The 14915-nt window shown below is 41.0% G+C and carries 17 protein-coding genes; 10 read left to right on the plus strand and 7 right to left on the minus strand.

Going from position 1 to position 14915, the window contains the following annotated elements; genetic code table 11:
• Positions 1-61 precede the first annotated feature (61 nt).
• Positions 62-298, plus strand: a complete 237-nt coding sequence (locus tag NKR21_RS16140; protein WP_003212952.1) for a DUF378 domain-containing protein — start codon at positions 62-64, stop codon at positions 296-298.
• Positions 299-366: 68 nt separating this feature from the next.
• Here NKR21_RS16140 and yugI read toward each other — a convergent pair whose 3' ends face one another.
• The 3 genes from yugI to NKR21_RS16155 form a co-directional block, all read right to left on the minus strand.
• Positions 367-759: a S1 domain-containing post-transcriptional regulator GSP13 gene (yugI, locus tag NKR21_RS16145; protein WP_007500519.1), complete on the minus strand. Its 393-nt coding sequence runs from the start codon at positions 757-759 to the stop codon at positions 367-369.
• Positions 760-957: 198 nt separating this feature from the next.
• Positions 958-2151, minus strand: coding sequence for an aminotransferase (locus NKR21_RS16150; protein ID WP_144456355.1), 1194 nt, complete (start codon positions 2149-2151; stop codon positions 958-960).
• Positions 2152-2652 (minus strand): Lrp/AsnC family transcriptional regulator, encoded by a 501-nt coding sequence (locus NKR21_RS16155; protein ID WP_003213765.1) that lies wholly within the window; start codon positions 2650-2652, stop codon positions 2152-2154. It lies immediately after the preceding gene.
• A 176-nt stretch (positions 2653-2828) separates the two neighbouring features.
• Here NKR21_RS16155 and NKR21_RS16160 point away from each other — a divergent pair, with 176 nt between their 5' ends.
• Complete coding sequence (locus tag NKR21_RS16160) at positions 2829-3653, plus strand: alpha/beta fold hydrolase (protein WP_012011084.1); 825 nt, start codon at positions 2829-2831, stop codon at positions 3651-3653.
• Here NKR21_RS16160 and NKR21_RS16165 read toward each other — a convergent pair.
• On the minus strand, positions 3650-3910 hold the full coding sequence (locus NKR21_RS16165; RefSeq protein ID WP_144456357.1) for a YugE family protein: 261 nt from the start codon (positions 3908-3910) through the stop codon (positions 3650-3652). The two genes, NKR21_RS16160 and NKR21_RS16165, sit on opposite strands and share 4 nt — an antisense overlap.
• Positions 3911-3993: 83 nt before the next feature.
• Here NKR21_RS16165 and NKR21_RS16170 point away from each other — a divergent pair, with 83 nt between their 5' ends.
• Together NKR21_RS16170 and NKR21_RS16175 are read left to right on the plus strand one after the other, a co-directional pair.
• A complete protein-coding gene (locus NKR21_RS16170) occupies positions 3994-5169 on the plus strand; it encodes a MalY/PatB family protein (protein ID WP_144456359.1) in 1176 nt (391 codons plus the stop codon).
• A gap of 133 nt (positions 5170-5302) precedes the next feature.
• On the plus strand, positions 5303-6595 hold the full coding sequence (locus tag NKR21_RS16175; protein ID WP_012011087.1) for an ATP-binding protein: 1293 nt from the start codon (positions 5303-5305) through the stop codon (positions 6593-6595).
• Here NKR21_RS16175 and NKR21_RS16180 read toward each other — a convergent pair whose 3' ends face one another.
• Positions 6596-6775 carry a hypothetical protein gene (locus NKR21_RS16180; RefSeq protein ID WP_003213469.1) on the minus strand — a complete coding sequence of 60 codons (180 nt, stop codon included), beginning with the start codon at positions 6773-6775 and terminating at the stop codon, positions 6596-6598.
• A gap of 91 nt (positions 6776-6866) precedes the next feature.
• On the opposite strand from NKR21_RS16180, the gene kapB reads away from it, so the two are divergent.
• Complete coding sequence (kapB, locus tag NKR21_RS16185) at positions 6867-7259, plus strand: kinase-associated lipoprotein KapB (RefSeq protein ID WP_012011088.1); 393 nt, start codon at positions 6867-6869, stop codon at positions 7257-7259.
• On the opposite strand, the gene kapD is transcribed toward kapB, so the two are convergent.
• The gene (kapD, locus tag NKR21_RS16190; RefSeq protein ID WP_041816319.1) at positions 7256-7873 is read right to left on the minus strand and encodes a 3'-5' exonuclease KapD; all 618 of its coding nucleotides are present in this window, start codon (positions 7871-7873) and stop codon (positions 7256-7258) included. The genes kapB and kapD overlap by 4 nt on opposite strands.
• A gap of 218 nt (positions 7874-8091) precedes the next feature.
• On the opposite strand from kapD, the gene NKR21_RS16195 reads away from it, so the two are divergent.
• The 3 genes from NKR21_RS16195 (at position 8092) to NKR21_RS16205 (ending at position 11709) form a co-directional block, all read left to right on the plus strand.
• Complete coding sequence (locus tag NKR21_RS16195) at positions 8092-9270, plus strand: MFS transporter (protein ID WP_222434072.1); 1179 nt, start codon at positions 8092-8094, stop codon at positions 9268-9270.
• 108 nt (positions 9271-9378) lie between these two features.
• Positions 9379-11280: a transglycosylase domain-containing protein gene (locus tag NKR21_RS16200; RefSeq protein ID WP_012011091.1), complete on the plus strand. Its 1902-nt coding sequence runs from the start codon at positions 9379-9381 to the stop codon at positions 11278-11280.
• 18 nt (positions 11281-11298) lie between these two features.
• A complete protein-coding gene (locus NKR21_RS16205; RefSeq protein WP_012011092.1) occupies positions 11299-11709 on the plus strand; it encodes a thiol-disulfide oxidoreductase DCC family protein in 411 nt (136 codons plus the stop codon).
• Between the two features lie 44 nt (positions 11710-11753).
• Here NKR21_RS16205 and NKR21_RS16210 read toward each other — a convergent pair whose 3' ends face one another.
• Positions 11754-12311, minus strand: coding sequence for a YufK family protein (locus tag NKR21_RS16210; protein ID WP_012011093.1), 558 nt, complete (start codon positions 12309-12311; stop codon positions 11754-11756).
• Positions 12312-12497: 186 nt separating this feature from the next.
• On the opposite strand from NKR21_RS16210, the gene malK reads away from it, so the two are divergent.
• Both malK and NKR21_RS16220 read left to right on the plus strand, forming a co-directional pair.
• Positions 12498-14099 (plus strand): malate sensor histidine kinase MalK, encoded by a 1602-nt coding sequence (gene malK / locus NKR21_RS16215; protein WP_144456361.1) that lies wholly within the window; start codon positions 12498-12500, stop codon positions 14097-14099.
• Positions 14092-14799, plus strand: a complete 708-nt coding sequence (locus tag NKR21_RS16220; protein WP_012011095.1) for a response regulator — start codon at positions 14092-14094, stop codon at positions 14797-14799. The genes malK and NKR21_RS16220 overlap by 8 nt, the downstream gene beginning before the upstream one ends.
• Positions 14800-14915 lie beyond the last annotated feature (116 nt).

The raw sequence follows: 14915 nt of genomic DNA on the forward strand, positions 1-14915 counted from the left end.
GTTTGGCTAAAAATCTGCAAAATATAAATGTATTGATGCTGTAGCGAAAGGAGGAATCACGATGAGTGCTATTCAGCGTATTGCCCTCGTGCTCACGATTATCGGTGCTATTAACTGGGGACTAATCGGCTTTTTTCAATTTGACTTAGTAGCAGCGATCTTTGGCGGACAAGGCTCTGCATTATCACGTATTATTTATGGTCTTGTTGGAATTGCAGGTCTTGTTAACCTTGGTCTGTTGTTCAAGCCAAGCGAAGAAGCTGTTCGCCGCGACGAGCCGAATCCAGAGGTTCGCTAAACAAAAAGACATAAAAAAAGGCCGCCTATACGAGGCAGCCTAAGGCACCGTTTGAAGCGGTGCTTTTTTTATTTCTTGATCAGATCTTTACGGTTAGATTGCTCAATCCACTCTTCAAGTTTATCTTTAAGTGTATTGAAACCTTGTGGTGCAGCAGCTTCTTCTTTCACTTGCTGTGGTCTTTGTTTCTTTGGCTTGCTTTCTTTTCTTTCTGGTGCATCTTGTGTCGCACGGATAGAAAGGCTGATTTTACCTGCATTTTCATCAACAGAAAGAACTTTTACTTGTACTTCGTCACCAATTGAAAGGTGCTCGTTGATGTCTTTTACAAAGCCATGTGTTACTTCAGAAATATGCACAAGTCCTTGAGTTTCTTCATCTAATGCAACAAACGCACCATACGCTTGTAATCCTGTTACTTTACCAGTGTAAACACTGCCTACTTCAAACTTTGTCGCCATGATAACAACTCCTAAATAAATGTTTTAATATTCGTTTATACGCAATTAAAAACTATATCACAGAACGGTCTTTTACGCAAAATATTTTTTAATTGGGTTTAGATCCGTTCAAAAGGGGGAATACCTGAAAACAAGAATGCTTTCTAGTATTCCCCCCTAATTTGAGAGGCATGAGTCCAAATGGATTGATGCCTTTTTTTATTTAATAATGACAGGTGCTTCTGCTTTCACTTGTCGTTCTTGCAAAAAGCGCTGAATTCTTGAAAGGGATTCCTGAAGATGGTCTAGAGACGAAGCATATGAACAACGAATATGACCTTCACCACTCGGTCCGAAGACATTACCAGGGACAACGGCTACTTTTTCACTTAGGAGCAGCTCCTCAGCAAATTGTTCTGACGTCATGCCCGTGCTTTTAATGGACGGGAAAGCGTAAAATGCGCCGTTTGGCTGGTGACATGCGAGCCCCAGTTCATTCAAAGAGCCGACAAACAAATTCCGACGCCTTCTGTAGCTTTTCTTCATTTTTTCTACATCTTCTAGCCCATTTTTTAACGCTTCTTCTGCTGCATATTGTGCCATAGCAGGCGCACACATCATAGAATATTGGTGTATTTTCAGCATGGCATCGCGTAGTACAGGTGGTGCTGCCACATATCCTAAGCGCCAGCCTGTCATAGCAAACCCTTTAGAAAAGCCTGAAATCAGGATCGTTCTTTCTTTCATATCTTGAATGGCCGCAACGCTTGTAAAAGCTTCATCGTACGTCAGCTCTGCGTAAATCTCATCTGTGATAACGAGAAGGTCATGCTCTTTTGCAAATTGAGCAATATCTTCAAGCTCTTCCTTTGAATAAACAGAGCCAGTTGGATTTGATGGTGAGCAAAGCAGAATCGCTTTTGTCTTCGGCGTCAGATTCGTGCGAAGATCCGCAGAGTCTGCTTTGAAATCTTTTTCAGCAGAGGTACTTAAATAGACAGGAACTCCGCCTGCAAGTGTCGTAAGGGCCCCATATGCTACGAAACAAGGCTCTGGAATGATCACTTCATCGCCGCTGTTTAAAATCGCACGAAATGCCAAATCAAGTGCCTGACTTCCGCCAACTGTGATAATCAGTTCTTCTTCAGGACTGTAATCAATGTGAAACCGCTTATATAAATAGTCGCTCAATTCTTTTCGCAAAGATAACAAGCCTGCGTTCGCCGTATAAGAGGTAAGTCCTTGTTCTAATGACATAATACTGGCTTCTCTGACATTCCAAGCTGTCACGAAATCTGGCTCGCCGACACCAAGGGAAATAACCCCTTCCATTGTGGCTGCCAAATCAAAGAATTTCCGAATACCTGACGGCTGAATGCTTTGTACCGTTTCAGATAAATAAGACTTTTTCATTTAAGGTGACACCACGATTCTTTTGTCATCGTCTCCTGTTTCAAACACTTTCCCATCATGTTTATATCTTTTCAAAATAAAGTGGGTAGTTGTTGAAACAACGGAATCAAGTGTCGATAATTTTTCAGACACAAAGCGGGCAATATCAGACATAGATCTTCCGCGGATCACAACAGATAGATCATAAACGCCTGACATGAGATAGACAGACTCCACTTCCTGAAAGCGATAAATACGTTCAGCAATTTCATCAAATCCGACGCCTCTTTTGGGTGTCACTTTGACATCAATCATTGCTGTGACGCCTTCGTGACCATCTACTTTACGCCAATCAATCATGGTTGAATAATCAATAATGACTTTTTGATCTTCAAGTTTTTGAATAATCGCTTCTGCTTCTTCTGTTGTCACGCCTGCCATTTTTGCAATGGTATTTAAATCGGCACGGCTGTTTTCATCTAAAATCTCTAATATTTCAGTTTCTTTTTCTGTTAGTTTCATTTGATTTCACACCTCAGATTGTAAAAAGCTAGTTTTAAAAAATCTTCTGAACATTATAGCACGTTTTTCCCATTATGCTAAGCAGGGAAAAGATGCTAACCATAGCTTAAAATCCACTTTTTAGGGTACAATACAGTCACCTAACAGAGAGAGTATCAAGTATCGGAGTGATGATTGTGGACATTGTTCAGCCAGCTTATATGAAAAGTAAATTCGGTTTAGACATCTATTACGAGCACTATCCAAATCAGGGGAAGAAAACATTGATCTTAATTCATGGTCTTTTCTCTTCTACCTTCAGCTACCGAAAGCTCATCCCGCTTTTGAAACAAGACTTCAATTTAATCGCAATCGATCTGCCGCCATTTGGACAGTCCGAGAAGTCGAATACGTTTATTTACAGCTATCGCAACATGGCAAAGATCATCATTGAACTAGCTAGTTATTTGCAGATTCAGCATGCGATCCTCGTGGGGCATTCCATGGGGGGACAAATTGCTTTATATGCTGCATCTGAGCGTCCCGACCTATTTGAAAAAGCCGTTCTTTTATGCAGTTCAGGGTATATGAATAAGTCCAAAAAGTCGCTTGTTTACAGCACATATATTCCTTATTTTTATCTCTATTTAAAAAGAAAGTTGTTCAAGCAAGGTATTATGAAAAATTTAACCGCTGTTGTGCATGATCATTCGATTATTGATCAAGAGATGGTGGACGGATATTTAAAGCCTTTTTCAGATGACCAAATTTTCAGAGGTATTTTTCGTTTGATTCGGCACAGGGAAGGCGATTTAGCGTCGGATGTGTTAAAGAAAATGGAGACACCTGTCCTGCTGATTTGGGGGGAGGAAGACCGGATCGTTCCTATTCAAATTGGCGAAAGACTGCACAAGGATCTGCCGCATTCAACCTTTCACGCATTAAAAAAAACCGGGCACCTCATCCCTGAGGAAAATCCGGTCTTTGTGTCTGATCAAATTGGACATTTCAGTCTGTCTTAGCGTGTGCAGGAGCTGCTGTCTCGTATGACGAAAAGCTGATTCGCTATATGTTGACAGCTCTCGAGTGGCAGGAGCTGCTCAAATGAGTGATGATAAATGGCTTGAATGGCTTTTGCTAAAGATAAAGAGTCTTCTGCGTCGTATAATGCACTGATGACGTCAGCAGGCTCCGTTTCATAAAAGTCCTCCCCATATTGAAAAGGGTCCCATGCCTTAATAAGTTGAATCATCTCTTCTACAGCTTGACTATCTTTCATCGGTATCACCGCTTATAATAAATTTTGTGATGTTTATTTTAGCACAACCAACAATGGTTGAAAAACGGCTAGAGGTGGGTTTCATGAATTTCGACGAACAGATCATACGTAAAGGTTCAAAATCAGTGAAATGGGATCAAGCAGAGTCTTTATTCCTTACAACAGATGCGCTGCCAATGTGGGTAGCAGATATGGATTTTAAAGCGCCGCAGGTCGTCCTTGATGCATTAAAAAAGCGATTGGATCACGGTGTATTTGGCTATGCTTTTCAAGATCAGGATACGCAGCAGGCAGTAGCTGAATGGCTCAAAAGAAGGCACGGATGGTCGATCCAGACAGAAGCCGTCACCTTCACACCTGGAATTGTCACTGCACTTAGTTTTGCAGTCCAAGCCTATACAGAACCAAGTGACGAAGTCGTCATACAGTCCCCTGTGTATACACCTTTTTATCAAATGATTGAACGAAATGGACGAACAGTCTCAACCAATCCTTTAAAAATAGAAAACAACCGCTATGTCATGGATTTTGATGATTTAGAGAAAAAATTAAGCAGACCAGAAGCGAAGCTCATGTTCCTCTGTCATCCGCATAATCCGTCCGGAAGAGCATGGTCTAAAGAAGAATTAAAGCGAGTAGGAAACCTCTGTATCAAGCACGGTGTTACAGTCGTTTCAGATGAGATTCATTCTGATTTAATGCTATACGGAAAGCCGCATGTGCCATTTGCTAGTCTTTCTGATGACATAGCACATATCACAGTGACATGCATTGCACCAAGTAAAACATTTAATTTAGCTGGCCTCCAAGCATCAGCCATTATTATTTCCGATGAAGAAAAAAGAACCCTTTTTAACAATGAAATGCAAAGAAACGGACTGGCTAAACTGAATGCATTTGCGATTCCTGCGATGGAAGCAGCATACCGCCATGGGGATGAGTGGCTGGATGCACTTGTTCTTTATCTCGAAAACAATATGAAAATGGCAATGGACTATATTGACGAACATCTTCCAAACATGCGTTATATGAAACCAGATGCTTCTTATTTATTATGGATGGACATTCGGGATTATCAATTCAGTCAAGCGGAATTGAAACGCAATTTGCTCAAAAAGGGCAAAGTGATCCTAGAGCTTGGTCACGTGTATGGACTCGAGGGAGATGGCTTTATTCGGATGAATCTCGGCTGCCCTGCTTCAACAGTCAAAGAAGGATTGAAACGCCTTCATCAAGCGTTTACGCCATCATCTGAATAAGACTTATATGATCGAAAGAACATCCTCACGGGTGTTCTTTTTAAAGAAAAAAACCCTCCTTTTATCATATCTACTTTGTACATGAAATGATATAATGAGAGGAATTACAATTATTTACGAGGAGAGCATTTAAATGGAAATGTTCAAGGATTTTCTGCTCCATGTATCTTTTATTCTATTTCCAATTTTTTTATATCATGCACTATGGCTAAGCCGGACCCCTGCTCATTTCCCAAAAACGAATAAACTGCTCGTCACAGTATTCGCATCCATCTCTTCAGCACTATGTATTATGTATCCAGTTGGTTCGATTTTAGACTTGCAGACTGGCCTTCAATCTATCCCTCTTGTACTTGCCATTTTATACGGAGGTTACACAGCTGGGATCGTTGCTATCTTGATAAGTTCCATGGTCAAATTCGTGATGTATGGCTCTTTTTTATGGGTTGGACTCATTGTCGTACCAATTTACTTTTTCATCCCATTTCTGTTTTACCGGAAATGGCGTCAATATTCGAAGCTGAAAAAGCTGATGTATGGAGTGCTTATCGGTTTATCCAAAGGATTCTTTATTTACATTGGACTATTTGCGGTCAGCTTAATGGAATACAGCCCGGCCTTTATCATGCAGCAGAAGTTACTTGAGTTGTTTTTCTCAACTCTTTACTACATATTCTTTCTCGTGCTAAGTATCTATTCCATTGAATTCGTCAAAGAAAATGCGCAAATGAGAACACAGCTCGTCCAATCAGAAAAGCTGACCATTGTAAGTGAACTCGCTGCAAGCGTTGCCCATGAAGTACGCAATCCACTGACAGTGGTGAGAGGCTTTATTCAATTGCTCTTTTCTAGTGAAAATACAAAAGAGCCGGCTGCCAATAAAGATTATAAAAATCTCGTTTTGTCAGAGTTAGACAGAGCGCAGGATATTATTACGAGTTATCTTGACATTGCGAAACAAAATTATTATCAAATTGAATCTCTCAACCTATCTAAATTACTCGAGGAATGTGCATCACTGATGACATCCTATGCGAATTTCAAATCGGTCACGATTCATCAATCCATTGAACCAGACTTATACATTCAAGGTGATGAAACGAAGATCAAACAAGTCATGATTAATTTAATCAAAAATGCGATTGAAGCAGCCCCAGAACACGAAGGGAAAATTGAACTTTTTGCTTCAAAAGAAAATCATAAAATATGCATTTATTTTGTGGATAACGGTGTAGGAATGACAGAAAGCCAAATGAAAAAGCTTGGCGAACCCTATTACACCTTAAAAAATAAAGGGACAGGACTTGGACTGACCGTGACATTTTCTATCATTGAAAATCATCATGGGACCATTCGTTTCAAAAGCTCGCTGCAGTCTGGTACAACCGTTACCGTGAAGTTTCCTGAAGATACAAGAAGAAAATGATCAATCCATTTTTTTTGTCTTTTTTTCATCTATTCGCTCCTGCTTCTTAGACGCACGAACGATCAGACGAAAGCAAATAAATGCAGCCATAAAGAAAATCACCGTGGTGATTGCCGCTGGGATGTACTCCCTTTTATCTTCAGGAAAATACAGTAGAAAGAGTGCGATGAACGACAGCATTCGCCATTCCCCCCTTTTGCTCGTTTACTTCACTATATTGGCTAAAAGAAATGAAATACCTTCCTGCGAGAAGGAAATGGAGGAATTTCACATGACAGACATTCAAATTGGACAAGTTGTGAAAGGATTTTATAAAACAGGTGTTTACGTTGGGGAAGTGACAGCAGTAAAACCATCGGCCTATCTCGTTCAAGTGAAAGCCGTTCTGACACATCCCACTCAAGGCGACCTGCATCACCCAAAAGAAGCAGACGTGCCTTTTTTCCAAGAAAGACGGGCTTTGGCCTATCGTGAACAGACGAATATCCCTCATCATATGGTGAAGCCTTATGATGGCGATATACCAGATTATCAAGTATCACTAAAAGAAGCTGTAGAAAAATTAAAACAAGCGCTTCATGCAGATGATTCAAAATGGGCAGAAAAATCAAGGGCATGCCTATCTTCTCTCGAAAAAGATTATTTTCCAGAAGACGCCCGCTAATCAGCCGAATCAAAAAAGTGAGAGAAATCGATCAGCTCACCAATTTTGGTTGTTTGCGGATTTTCCACATAGGATCTGTCTTTTTCAAAAAGGGTAAACAGCTGATAAGTCGTCATGGCATCATCAAGTGCTTTATGATGCTTACCAGCTCCTTCGCTGCCGTATTCCTTTGCCGCCTTGCGAAGCCCCGTCAGTGTGCGATCACCAAAAAAGGTCTTATATTCAAAGGCAAGGTCCCTCAGCTTGCCCTTAAATGGAAAGCCAATATGATTGAGCATACAGTTTTGCTTCAGCACTTTCATGTCCATATTGCCCCATGTAATAATCTCACAGTCCTCTCCCCCATCAAGCGACACAAGCTTCTCGATAAACGCCTCAAAGGAAATTCCGCTCTCTACATCCTGCTGCGTAATACCGAGAAACGATTTACATCGCTTCGTCAGCTTCGGGAACTTTTTTGGTTTGACGTAGCTAGAGAACGTGTCTATGATCGTTTCACTTGCCGCTTTCACTACTCCAGCTTCAATAATTTCAGGAAAAAAATTTTGCGGATGATACTTTCCATCAGGCATCGTAAATTCAAAATCGACCACAAGCACCGTCTTCTGTTCCACCATTCTCACCTCACTTTTTCGTCAGTTTTTCATTCTCATACCATTATATTAAGACGGACCTTGAAATCACTTCATTTTCTTGAAAATAATGCAGATTCACTATGCCCAACCTATCCATCAGATGAAAGATTGGTTATTTTCCTTTATAATTATTAAGGAACACGAAATATTTAAAGAAGGTGGTCTCTATCACAAACAGGAAGAAAAACTTGTACATCATGTGGTTTGTGAACTTTTTTGTATCTGCCAGCATTACAATGATCGTCCCTTTTTTATCACTTTACATAGAATCTCTTGATAGCAGTTATTCAAATGAATTTGTCCAGAGATGGAGCGGTTATGTCTTTGGCGTCACGTTTTTAACGGCCTTTCTAATTTCTCCGATTTGGGGACGAATTGGAGACCGGCATGGCTATAAAAAGATTTTGCTTATTAACGGGATTGGAATAGCGACAAGTATTCTATTAATGGGGCTTGTGCAAACTGTTTATCAACTATTCGCCCTGAGGCTCTTTATGGGGCTTGTCACAGGCTTTATCTCGACTTCAATGGCACTCATCTCTGCACAGACGAAAAAGGCAACTGCGGGTAAAACCCTTGGTACGATGCAGATGAGTAATGTTGCCGGAGGATTGTTTGGCCCATTAATGGGCGGATTCATGGCAGACAGCGTCGGATTTATTTATACGTTTTTCCTCACAGCGGCTGTCATTTATGCGTCAGCCATTGTGATTATTTTCGGAGTGAAAGAACAGCCCATCCGTTCAAAAGAAGCGAAGCGCGTTTCTTATTCACGGAAGGAAGTACTCGTTCATATTTTCAAACAGCCTTTGCTAGTCGTTACGATGCTCTTAACGTTTATTACACAAGTAGGGAACTTTAGCATTCAGCCTCTTTTGGCTTTATACATTCATGATTTACACGGCCCTGTTAATCTCGCATTTTATGCGGGTCTTGCGTTCTCTGCAACTGGACTTGGCAATTTGCTCTTTACACGAAAGTGGGGAGATCTCGGAGATCGAATTGGTCATGACAAGGTGCTGCTCGCCCTTCTGATCCTCTCCTCTATTTTATTCATCCCGCAAGCAATGGCGGATTCCTATGCGATGTTAGTCCTTTTCCGTTTTCTATACGGGATGGCACTCGGCGGGATTATCCCATGTACAACGGCGTATATTCGGATCAAAGCGCCTGCCTCTATGCAAGGGGAAGTGCTCGGATACAATGTTAGCTTCCGTTTTCTTGGGAATGTTGTCGGTCCGGTGATTGGTGGCATTGTCGCGAGTCATTACGGAATTCCAGCTGTCTTTTATGTCACCGCCGGAATTTTTCTGTTTGGAGCATTATTTTTATGGGCGGTTCGCTCACAGTCGAAGGCAAAAGAAAGGAGTGTCTGAACCAACTTCAGATACTCTTTTTTCTTGTGTAGAAGCCTTATTCACTAGACTTCAAGCCCATTCTTTTCTAAAAATAACCTTCTCGTATTCGCAAAAGAATGGTACGATATGGCTAGAAAATTGAAGAAAGTGAGTGACCTCATGTTTCGTGCAATAATTGGTTGGTTATTACTTGCTGCCCTCATTCCATTGTTTGCTCTGACTTTTTATCTATCAAAGGAAGAAGCTGCAAGTGTGAAGCCTGTGAACGAAGTGCTTGATCAAAAAATCAAGCTGGAAAAGATAGATTTTTCCCAAAACAGTTATATGTATGATCGGGATGGTTCTCTCATCTCCGAGATCGTATCAAACGATGAGAACCGCGTATTCGTCACGTATGATAAAATCCCTGATCATGTGAAGGAGCTGTTCCTCCGCTCAGAGGATCGGAACTTTTATGACCATAAAGGCATTGACTTTATGGGGGTTGTGCGTGCCCTTGCTTCAAATGTGAAAAACCATGGCATCAGTCAAGGCGCAAGTACGATCACACAGCAATTATCTCGTAATTTATATTTAAGCCATGAACGTTCGTTCACCCGAAAGTTTACAGAGCTGCTCTATTCCTACGAATTAGAGCGGAAATTCTCGAAAGATGAAATACTCGAAAGCTATTTAAATACGATTTATTTCAGTAATGGTGTTTACGGTGTCGGTTCTGCGGCTAATTACTATTTTGATAAGCCGCTTAGTTCTTTAACGCTTGCACAGATGGCATTTATCTCTGCGATTCCAAACAACCCAACACTGTATGATCCATTGAAGCAATTCAAACACACAAAGAAGCGCCAAGAACGACTACTTGGTATTTTAGAGAAAGACGGTGTGATCACCAAAAAGCAATACAAAAAAGCCGTCAAACAAAAAATCAGCCTGTCCGTAAGTGAAAAGAAAAACCTTTACCCTGACTATGTGACATATGCCAATGAGGAATTTACCGATCTTGTGTCAGATCAGGAAGGCTTTACAAAACGCTTGAAGAAAGCGAAAACAGATGGTGCAAAAAAAGCCATTCAAAAAGAATTATCTGAAAAGGTTAGTGCCCTGCTTCAAGATGGTGTCAAAATTTATACGGCACTTGATCCTTCCTTACAGCAACGAGCCGTCTATCAGCTTAATGCGCAATTACCTTACCAAGGTGTAGAAGGCGGATCAGCGGTCATTAATCATGAAACGCATCAAATAGTCGCACTTGCTGGCGGAAAGAACTATAAAAAATTTGATTTCAACTACGCCTATCAAGCACAAAGACAGCCTGGTTCTGCGATTAAGCCGCTTTTAGACTATGGTCCTTATATCGACCAAACCGGTGCAACAGCTTCAAGCAAAATCAGTGCCGGCAAGTTTTGCAGCAGCGGATACTGTCCGCAGAACTATAGTCACAAAACATACGGAACCGTCACACTTGAAACAGCCTTTAAGAACTCTTACAATACTCCTGCGATCCGAATGCTGGATACAGTTGGTGTCAAAAAAGGCTTTAGCTACTTAGAGAAATTCTCATTCGAACATATCGTCGCGGATGATTATCGCCTTCCTTCTGCACTTGGTGGATTTACGAAGGGCTTCTCGCCGCTAGAAATAACAGACGCATATACCGTCTTTGGTAATCAAGGAGCTTACACGCAAAGTCATTCAATCACAAAGGTAACAGACTTAAATGGTAAGACCCTTTACAAGTGGAAAGAATCACCGAAGCAAGTGTATTCTCAGCGGACAAATGAGACTATGCGTAAATTGCTTGCCTCTGTTGTAAAAAGCGGGACAGGGAAAAAAGCGAATTTCAGTGCCCCTTACATCGGTGGTAAAACAGGGACATCCAATGACTACAAAGACATTTGGTTTGTCGGACTAACAGATCAATATACAATGGGTGTATGGGTTGGAAGAGATAGAGGAACGGTTGAATCTATTTACAGCTCAAGTCCGCACTTACGTATTTGGAAAAATACGATGCAATACGCCAGATAAACAGGAGGTTTGATTGCCATGCATTCAACACATCCACCCCATTTAATTTTATTTGATGGTGTCTGCAACGTGTGCAGCGGCGCTGTTCAGTTTGTGATTAAACGTGATCCAAATGAGCGAATGATGTTTGCTTCATTACAATCAGAGACAGGACAGCGCATTTTAAAAGAAAACGGTTTGCCTCTAGATGAATTCAATTCATTTATTTATATTGAAAATGGCACCCTTTATACGAAGTCGACAGGCATCTTAAAAGCCATGCGGCAGTTAAAAGGGATCTACAGATGGAGTTATTTATTCCTTGCCATTCCGCGCCCTATCCGCGATTGGTTTTATGAGCGGATAGCGAAAAATCGCTACAAATGGTTCGGTCAAAAAACATCTTGTATGATGCCAACACCCGATATACAAAAACGGTTCCTATCATAAAAAAAAAGCATCCTCCGATCGTGGAGGATGCTTTCTTTGTCTGTTTATGAAGGCAGACTTGCCATAACACTGTTATAAAGCTTAATAAATAAGTACAAAATGCCAATTAAAAACGTGGCCCAAAACAGCAAAATAAACATCATAAAACCAATTAAATTCAGCATGGAAAGCGATTGATAAATGCGAACCACAACCCAGATAAAATAGACAAGACCTGCTAAGACAAATAGTCCGACAAGCAGAATCAGCTGCTGCGTCAGTAGAAATGCAAGTAAGCCAGCAAATAAATAAACAACGGATGCAATCCGAATTTTCTTTAAGTTCTCCCCTTCAGGATCTTTCGCGAAAAAGAGTAGTGCCAGCTCTAATACCGTATCTGCAATCAGTTTCAAGGCAGATAAAATCATAAAATAAACAAGTGCAAAAGCAGCAAAAAGAGCAAGTCTGATGCCCTGTTCCGAGAAGAATTCCATCATCCCTTTTAAAATACCTGCTTGATTCAAGAAATCAGTCGTAATCCCTACTGTGAAAATCGAAAAAGCAGAGCTGAATAGTAAAATCGAAATCAGCGGAAAATATCCAGTCAAATATGTATTTTTCATAAATAGATCCTTTCTCATAAGCTCACATTTATTATGGCTCACTTAAAACAGATTGACAAGATGCTTTCAAAGTAAACTGACAGCAAAATCAAATTTGTGATTTTGCACGTACATTCCTTCACAAACTTACATTTTCCCGTTAAAGTATTACTATTACGAAAAAAATCGTGCGTTAGGGGTATACTCGTGAAAAAAACTTTAAGATTGCAAACACGGCTGACGATTTTTGTTTGTATTGTTGTCCTGATCTCTCTTTGTATCACTTTCTTTACGATCTGGTCAGAAACAGCGAAGAACATTCATCAGCAGGAACGTGACATCGCCCTCTCCACTGCCAAGATGGTCGCAGAGGCTCCGATCACAGCTAAATCATTAAAAGAAAACCAATCGTATTCAGCACTGCGTCAATATACAACAAGTGTTCAGCGAATCACCAAAACCGAATTCGTAGTCGTAATGGATATGAATGGAATTCGCAAAACCCATCCAAATCCGCAGAAGATCGGGAAGCGGTTTGCTGGCGGTGATGAAGAGCCAGCATTACAGGGTAAAGAACATATTGGTACGGCTTCTGGAACACTTGGCAGATCTATGCGTGCTTTTGTCCCGGTTTATGATCAAGATGGAAAGCAGCTCGGGGCTGTGGCAGTAGGGATTACGTTAAAGGAAATTGACTTGATCATTCATCAAAGCTTACTTCCACTCTACTTCGTCACATCGCTCAGTCTTCTTTCTGGAATCATCGGAGCACTCATTGTGGCAAGAAAAGTGAAGAAAATCATGTTTGGACTAGAGCCAGATGAGATTGCTACATTATTAAAAGAACGAAGCGCCATGCTAGAATCAACAAAAGAAGGGATTCTTGCCGTCGATCAGCACGGTAAAATCAAGCTCGCCAATGCTGAAGCGAAACGACTCTTTCATAATATGGGCATTATGGTTGATCCTAGAGAACAAGATGTTCAGGCTCTCCTCCCTTCAAGCGGCTTAAAGCAAGTCATTGATACACGCAAGCCGCTGCTTGACCGCGACGTGAGAATGAACGGACTGGAGCTCGTCTTTAACGAAGTTCCGATTACGGTAAAAGGTGAAATTGTCGGGGCAATCGCCACCTTCCGTGACAAAACAGAAGTCAAACACTTGGCTGAGCAGCTAAGCGGAGTCAAAATGTATGCAAACGCCCTCCGTGCCCAGTCGCATGAATTTATGAACAAGCTTCATGTCATTTTAGGATTGGTACAACTCAAAAACTACGATGACCTTGGCACTTATATCAAAGATATTGCAATCTATCAGCAGACGGAAACAAATGAGATCATCAACCATGTGAAAAACTCTGTTTTAGCAGGATTTTTACTAGGAAAACAAAGTTATATCAGGGAACAAGGCGCGACCTTAGAAGTCATATGCAGCACACAAGTCCCAAATTCAGAGGACCCAGCAGTGACGCATGATCTCATTACCGTCATTGGCAACCTGTTAAATAACGCACTCGATGCGGTTTCTCAAACTGAGACAAAAAACATCTCGATCTCATTCCGATACGTTCAGGAGCAGCTTCATATTGAGATTACAGACACGGGTGTTGGTCTCACAAAAGAAGAACAAGACATCATGTTCGATCAAGGCTTTTCAACGAAAGGACAAGACAGAGGATTCGGTCTCTACTTCGTTGACCAAAGCATCAAAAAATTGAATGGACATCTAATTGTCACGAGTGAAAAAGGAGAAGGAACGACCTTTAGTCTCCGCATTCCGTATAAACAAAAGGAGGATTCACATGATTAATGTGTTAATAGTAGAAGACGACCCAATGGTTGGGGAGCTGAACAAACGCTACTTGACCCAAATCGAGGGCTTTGAATTAAAGGGAATCGCCACCTCTTTTCAGCAGGCACTGGATATGTTAAAAACAGAAGCCATTCACCTCGTATTACTCGATATTTATATGCCTGGACAAAATGGACTGGCATTATTATCAGAAATTCGCAAGCAAAATCATTCGGTTGATGTTATTGTCATTTCAGCTGCAAATGAAGTCGACGTGGTCCAACAAACGATGCGAAACGGAGCCGTTGATTATTTAATCAAGCCATTTGAGTTTGAACGTTTCCAATCGGCACTCTCAGAATATAAACGGAAACACGCCTTGTACCAAACGATGAACAGCATCTCGCAAAATGATTTAGATGCGAAGCTCTTTCATAAAAAAGCAGAGACGGAAAAAGTCCTTCTGCCAAAAGGCCTGACCAAAAGCACACTCAAACTCATCTGGACAAGTATTCAGTCATTCGGTCATCAGGCTTTCACGACCGAAGACCTAGCGAATCATACAGAAATCTCTCAAGTCTCCATTAGAAAATACTTGAAATTCCTTGAGGACATCGAAGTAGTTGATGTTGAAATGGCATACGGGACCATTGGACGTCCTGTTTTCCAATATAAACTCAGTACAACAAATATGAATTTAATTCAGCAATATCTATAATTTGACACATCTGACCTTGTACAGAGGCCAGATGTTTTTTTATGGAACACGATGTGACAAACCCCTTGATATCAACGGTTCCACTGTAGTAGAGCACATCACAAAAGCGGCATTAT

It is taken from the genome of Bacillus sp. 1735sda2, assembly GCF_024159245.1.
GTDB classification, from domain to species: Bacteria; Bacillota; Bacilli; order Bacillales; family Bacillaceae; genus Bacillus; species Bacillus pumilus_O.

Excerpts from the sequence above, each read along its gene's own strand:
- kapB (WP_012011088.1), top strand. The coding sequence starts at position 6,867 with ATGACAGACATTCAAATTGGACAAGTTGTGAAAGGATTTTATAAAACA.
- NKR21_RS16205 (WP_012011092.1), top strand. The coding sequence starts at position 11,299 with ATGCATTCAACACATCCACCCCATTTAATTTTATTTGATGGTGTCTGC.
- NKR21_RS16175 (WP_012011087.1), top strand. The coding sequence starts at position 5,303 with ATGGAAATGTTCAAGGATTTTCTGCTCCATGTATCTTTTATTCTATTT.
- NKR21_RS16210 (WP_012011093.1), bottom strand. The coding sequence starts at position 12,311 with ATGAAAAATACATATTTGACTGGATATTTTCCGCTGATTTCGATTTTA.
- NKR21_RS16170 (WP_144456359.1), top strand. The coding sequence starts at position 3,994 with ATGAATTTCGACGAACAGATCATACGTAAAGGTTCAAAATCAGTGAAA.
- yugI (WP_007500519.1), bottom strand. The coding sequence starts at position 759 with ATGGCGACAAAGTTTGAAGTAGGCAGTGTTTACACTGGTAAAGTAACA.
- NKR21_RS16220 (WP_012011095.1), top strand. The coding sequence starts at position 14,092 with ATGATTAATGTGTTAATAGTAGAAGACGACCCAATGGTTGGGGAGCTG.
- NKR21_RS16140 (WP_003212952.1), top strand. The coding sequence starts at position 62 with ATGAGTGCTATTCAGCGTATTGCCCTCGTGCTCACGATTATCGGTGCT.
- NKR21_RS16165 (WP_144456357.1), bottom strand. The coding sequence starts at position 3,910 with ATGAAAGATAGTCAAGCTGTAGAAGAGATGATTCAACTTATTAAGGCA.
- NKR21_RS16180 (WP_003213469.1), bottom strand. The coding sequence starts at position 6,775 with ATGCTGTCGTTCATCGCACTCTTTCTACTGTATTTTCCTGAAGATAAA.
- NKR21_RS16195 (WP_222434072.1), top strand. The coding sequence starts at position 8,092 with ATGTGGTTTGTGAACTTTTTTGTATCTGCCAGCATTACAATGATCGTC.
- NKR21_RS16200 (WP_012011091.1), top strand. The coding sequence starts at position 9,379 with ATGGCTAGAAAATTGAAGAAAGTGAGTGACCTCATGTTTCGTGCAATA.
- NKR21_RS16155 (WP_003213765.1), bottom strand. The coding sequence starts at position 2,652 with ATGAAACTAACAGAAAAAGAAACTGAAATATTAGAGATTTTAGATGAA.
- NKR21_RS16150 (WP_144456355.1), bottom strand. The coding sequence starts at position 2,151 with ATGAAAAAGTCTTATTTATCTGAAACGGTACAAAGCATTCAGCCGTCA.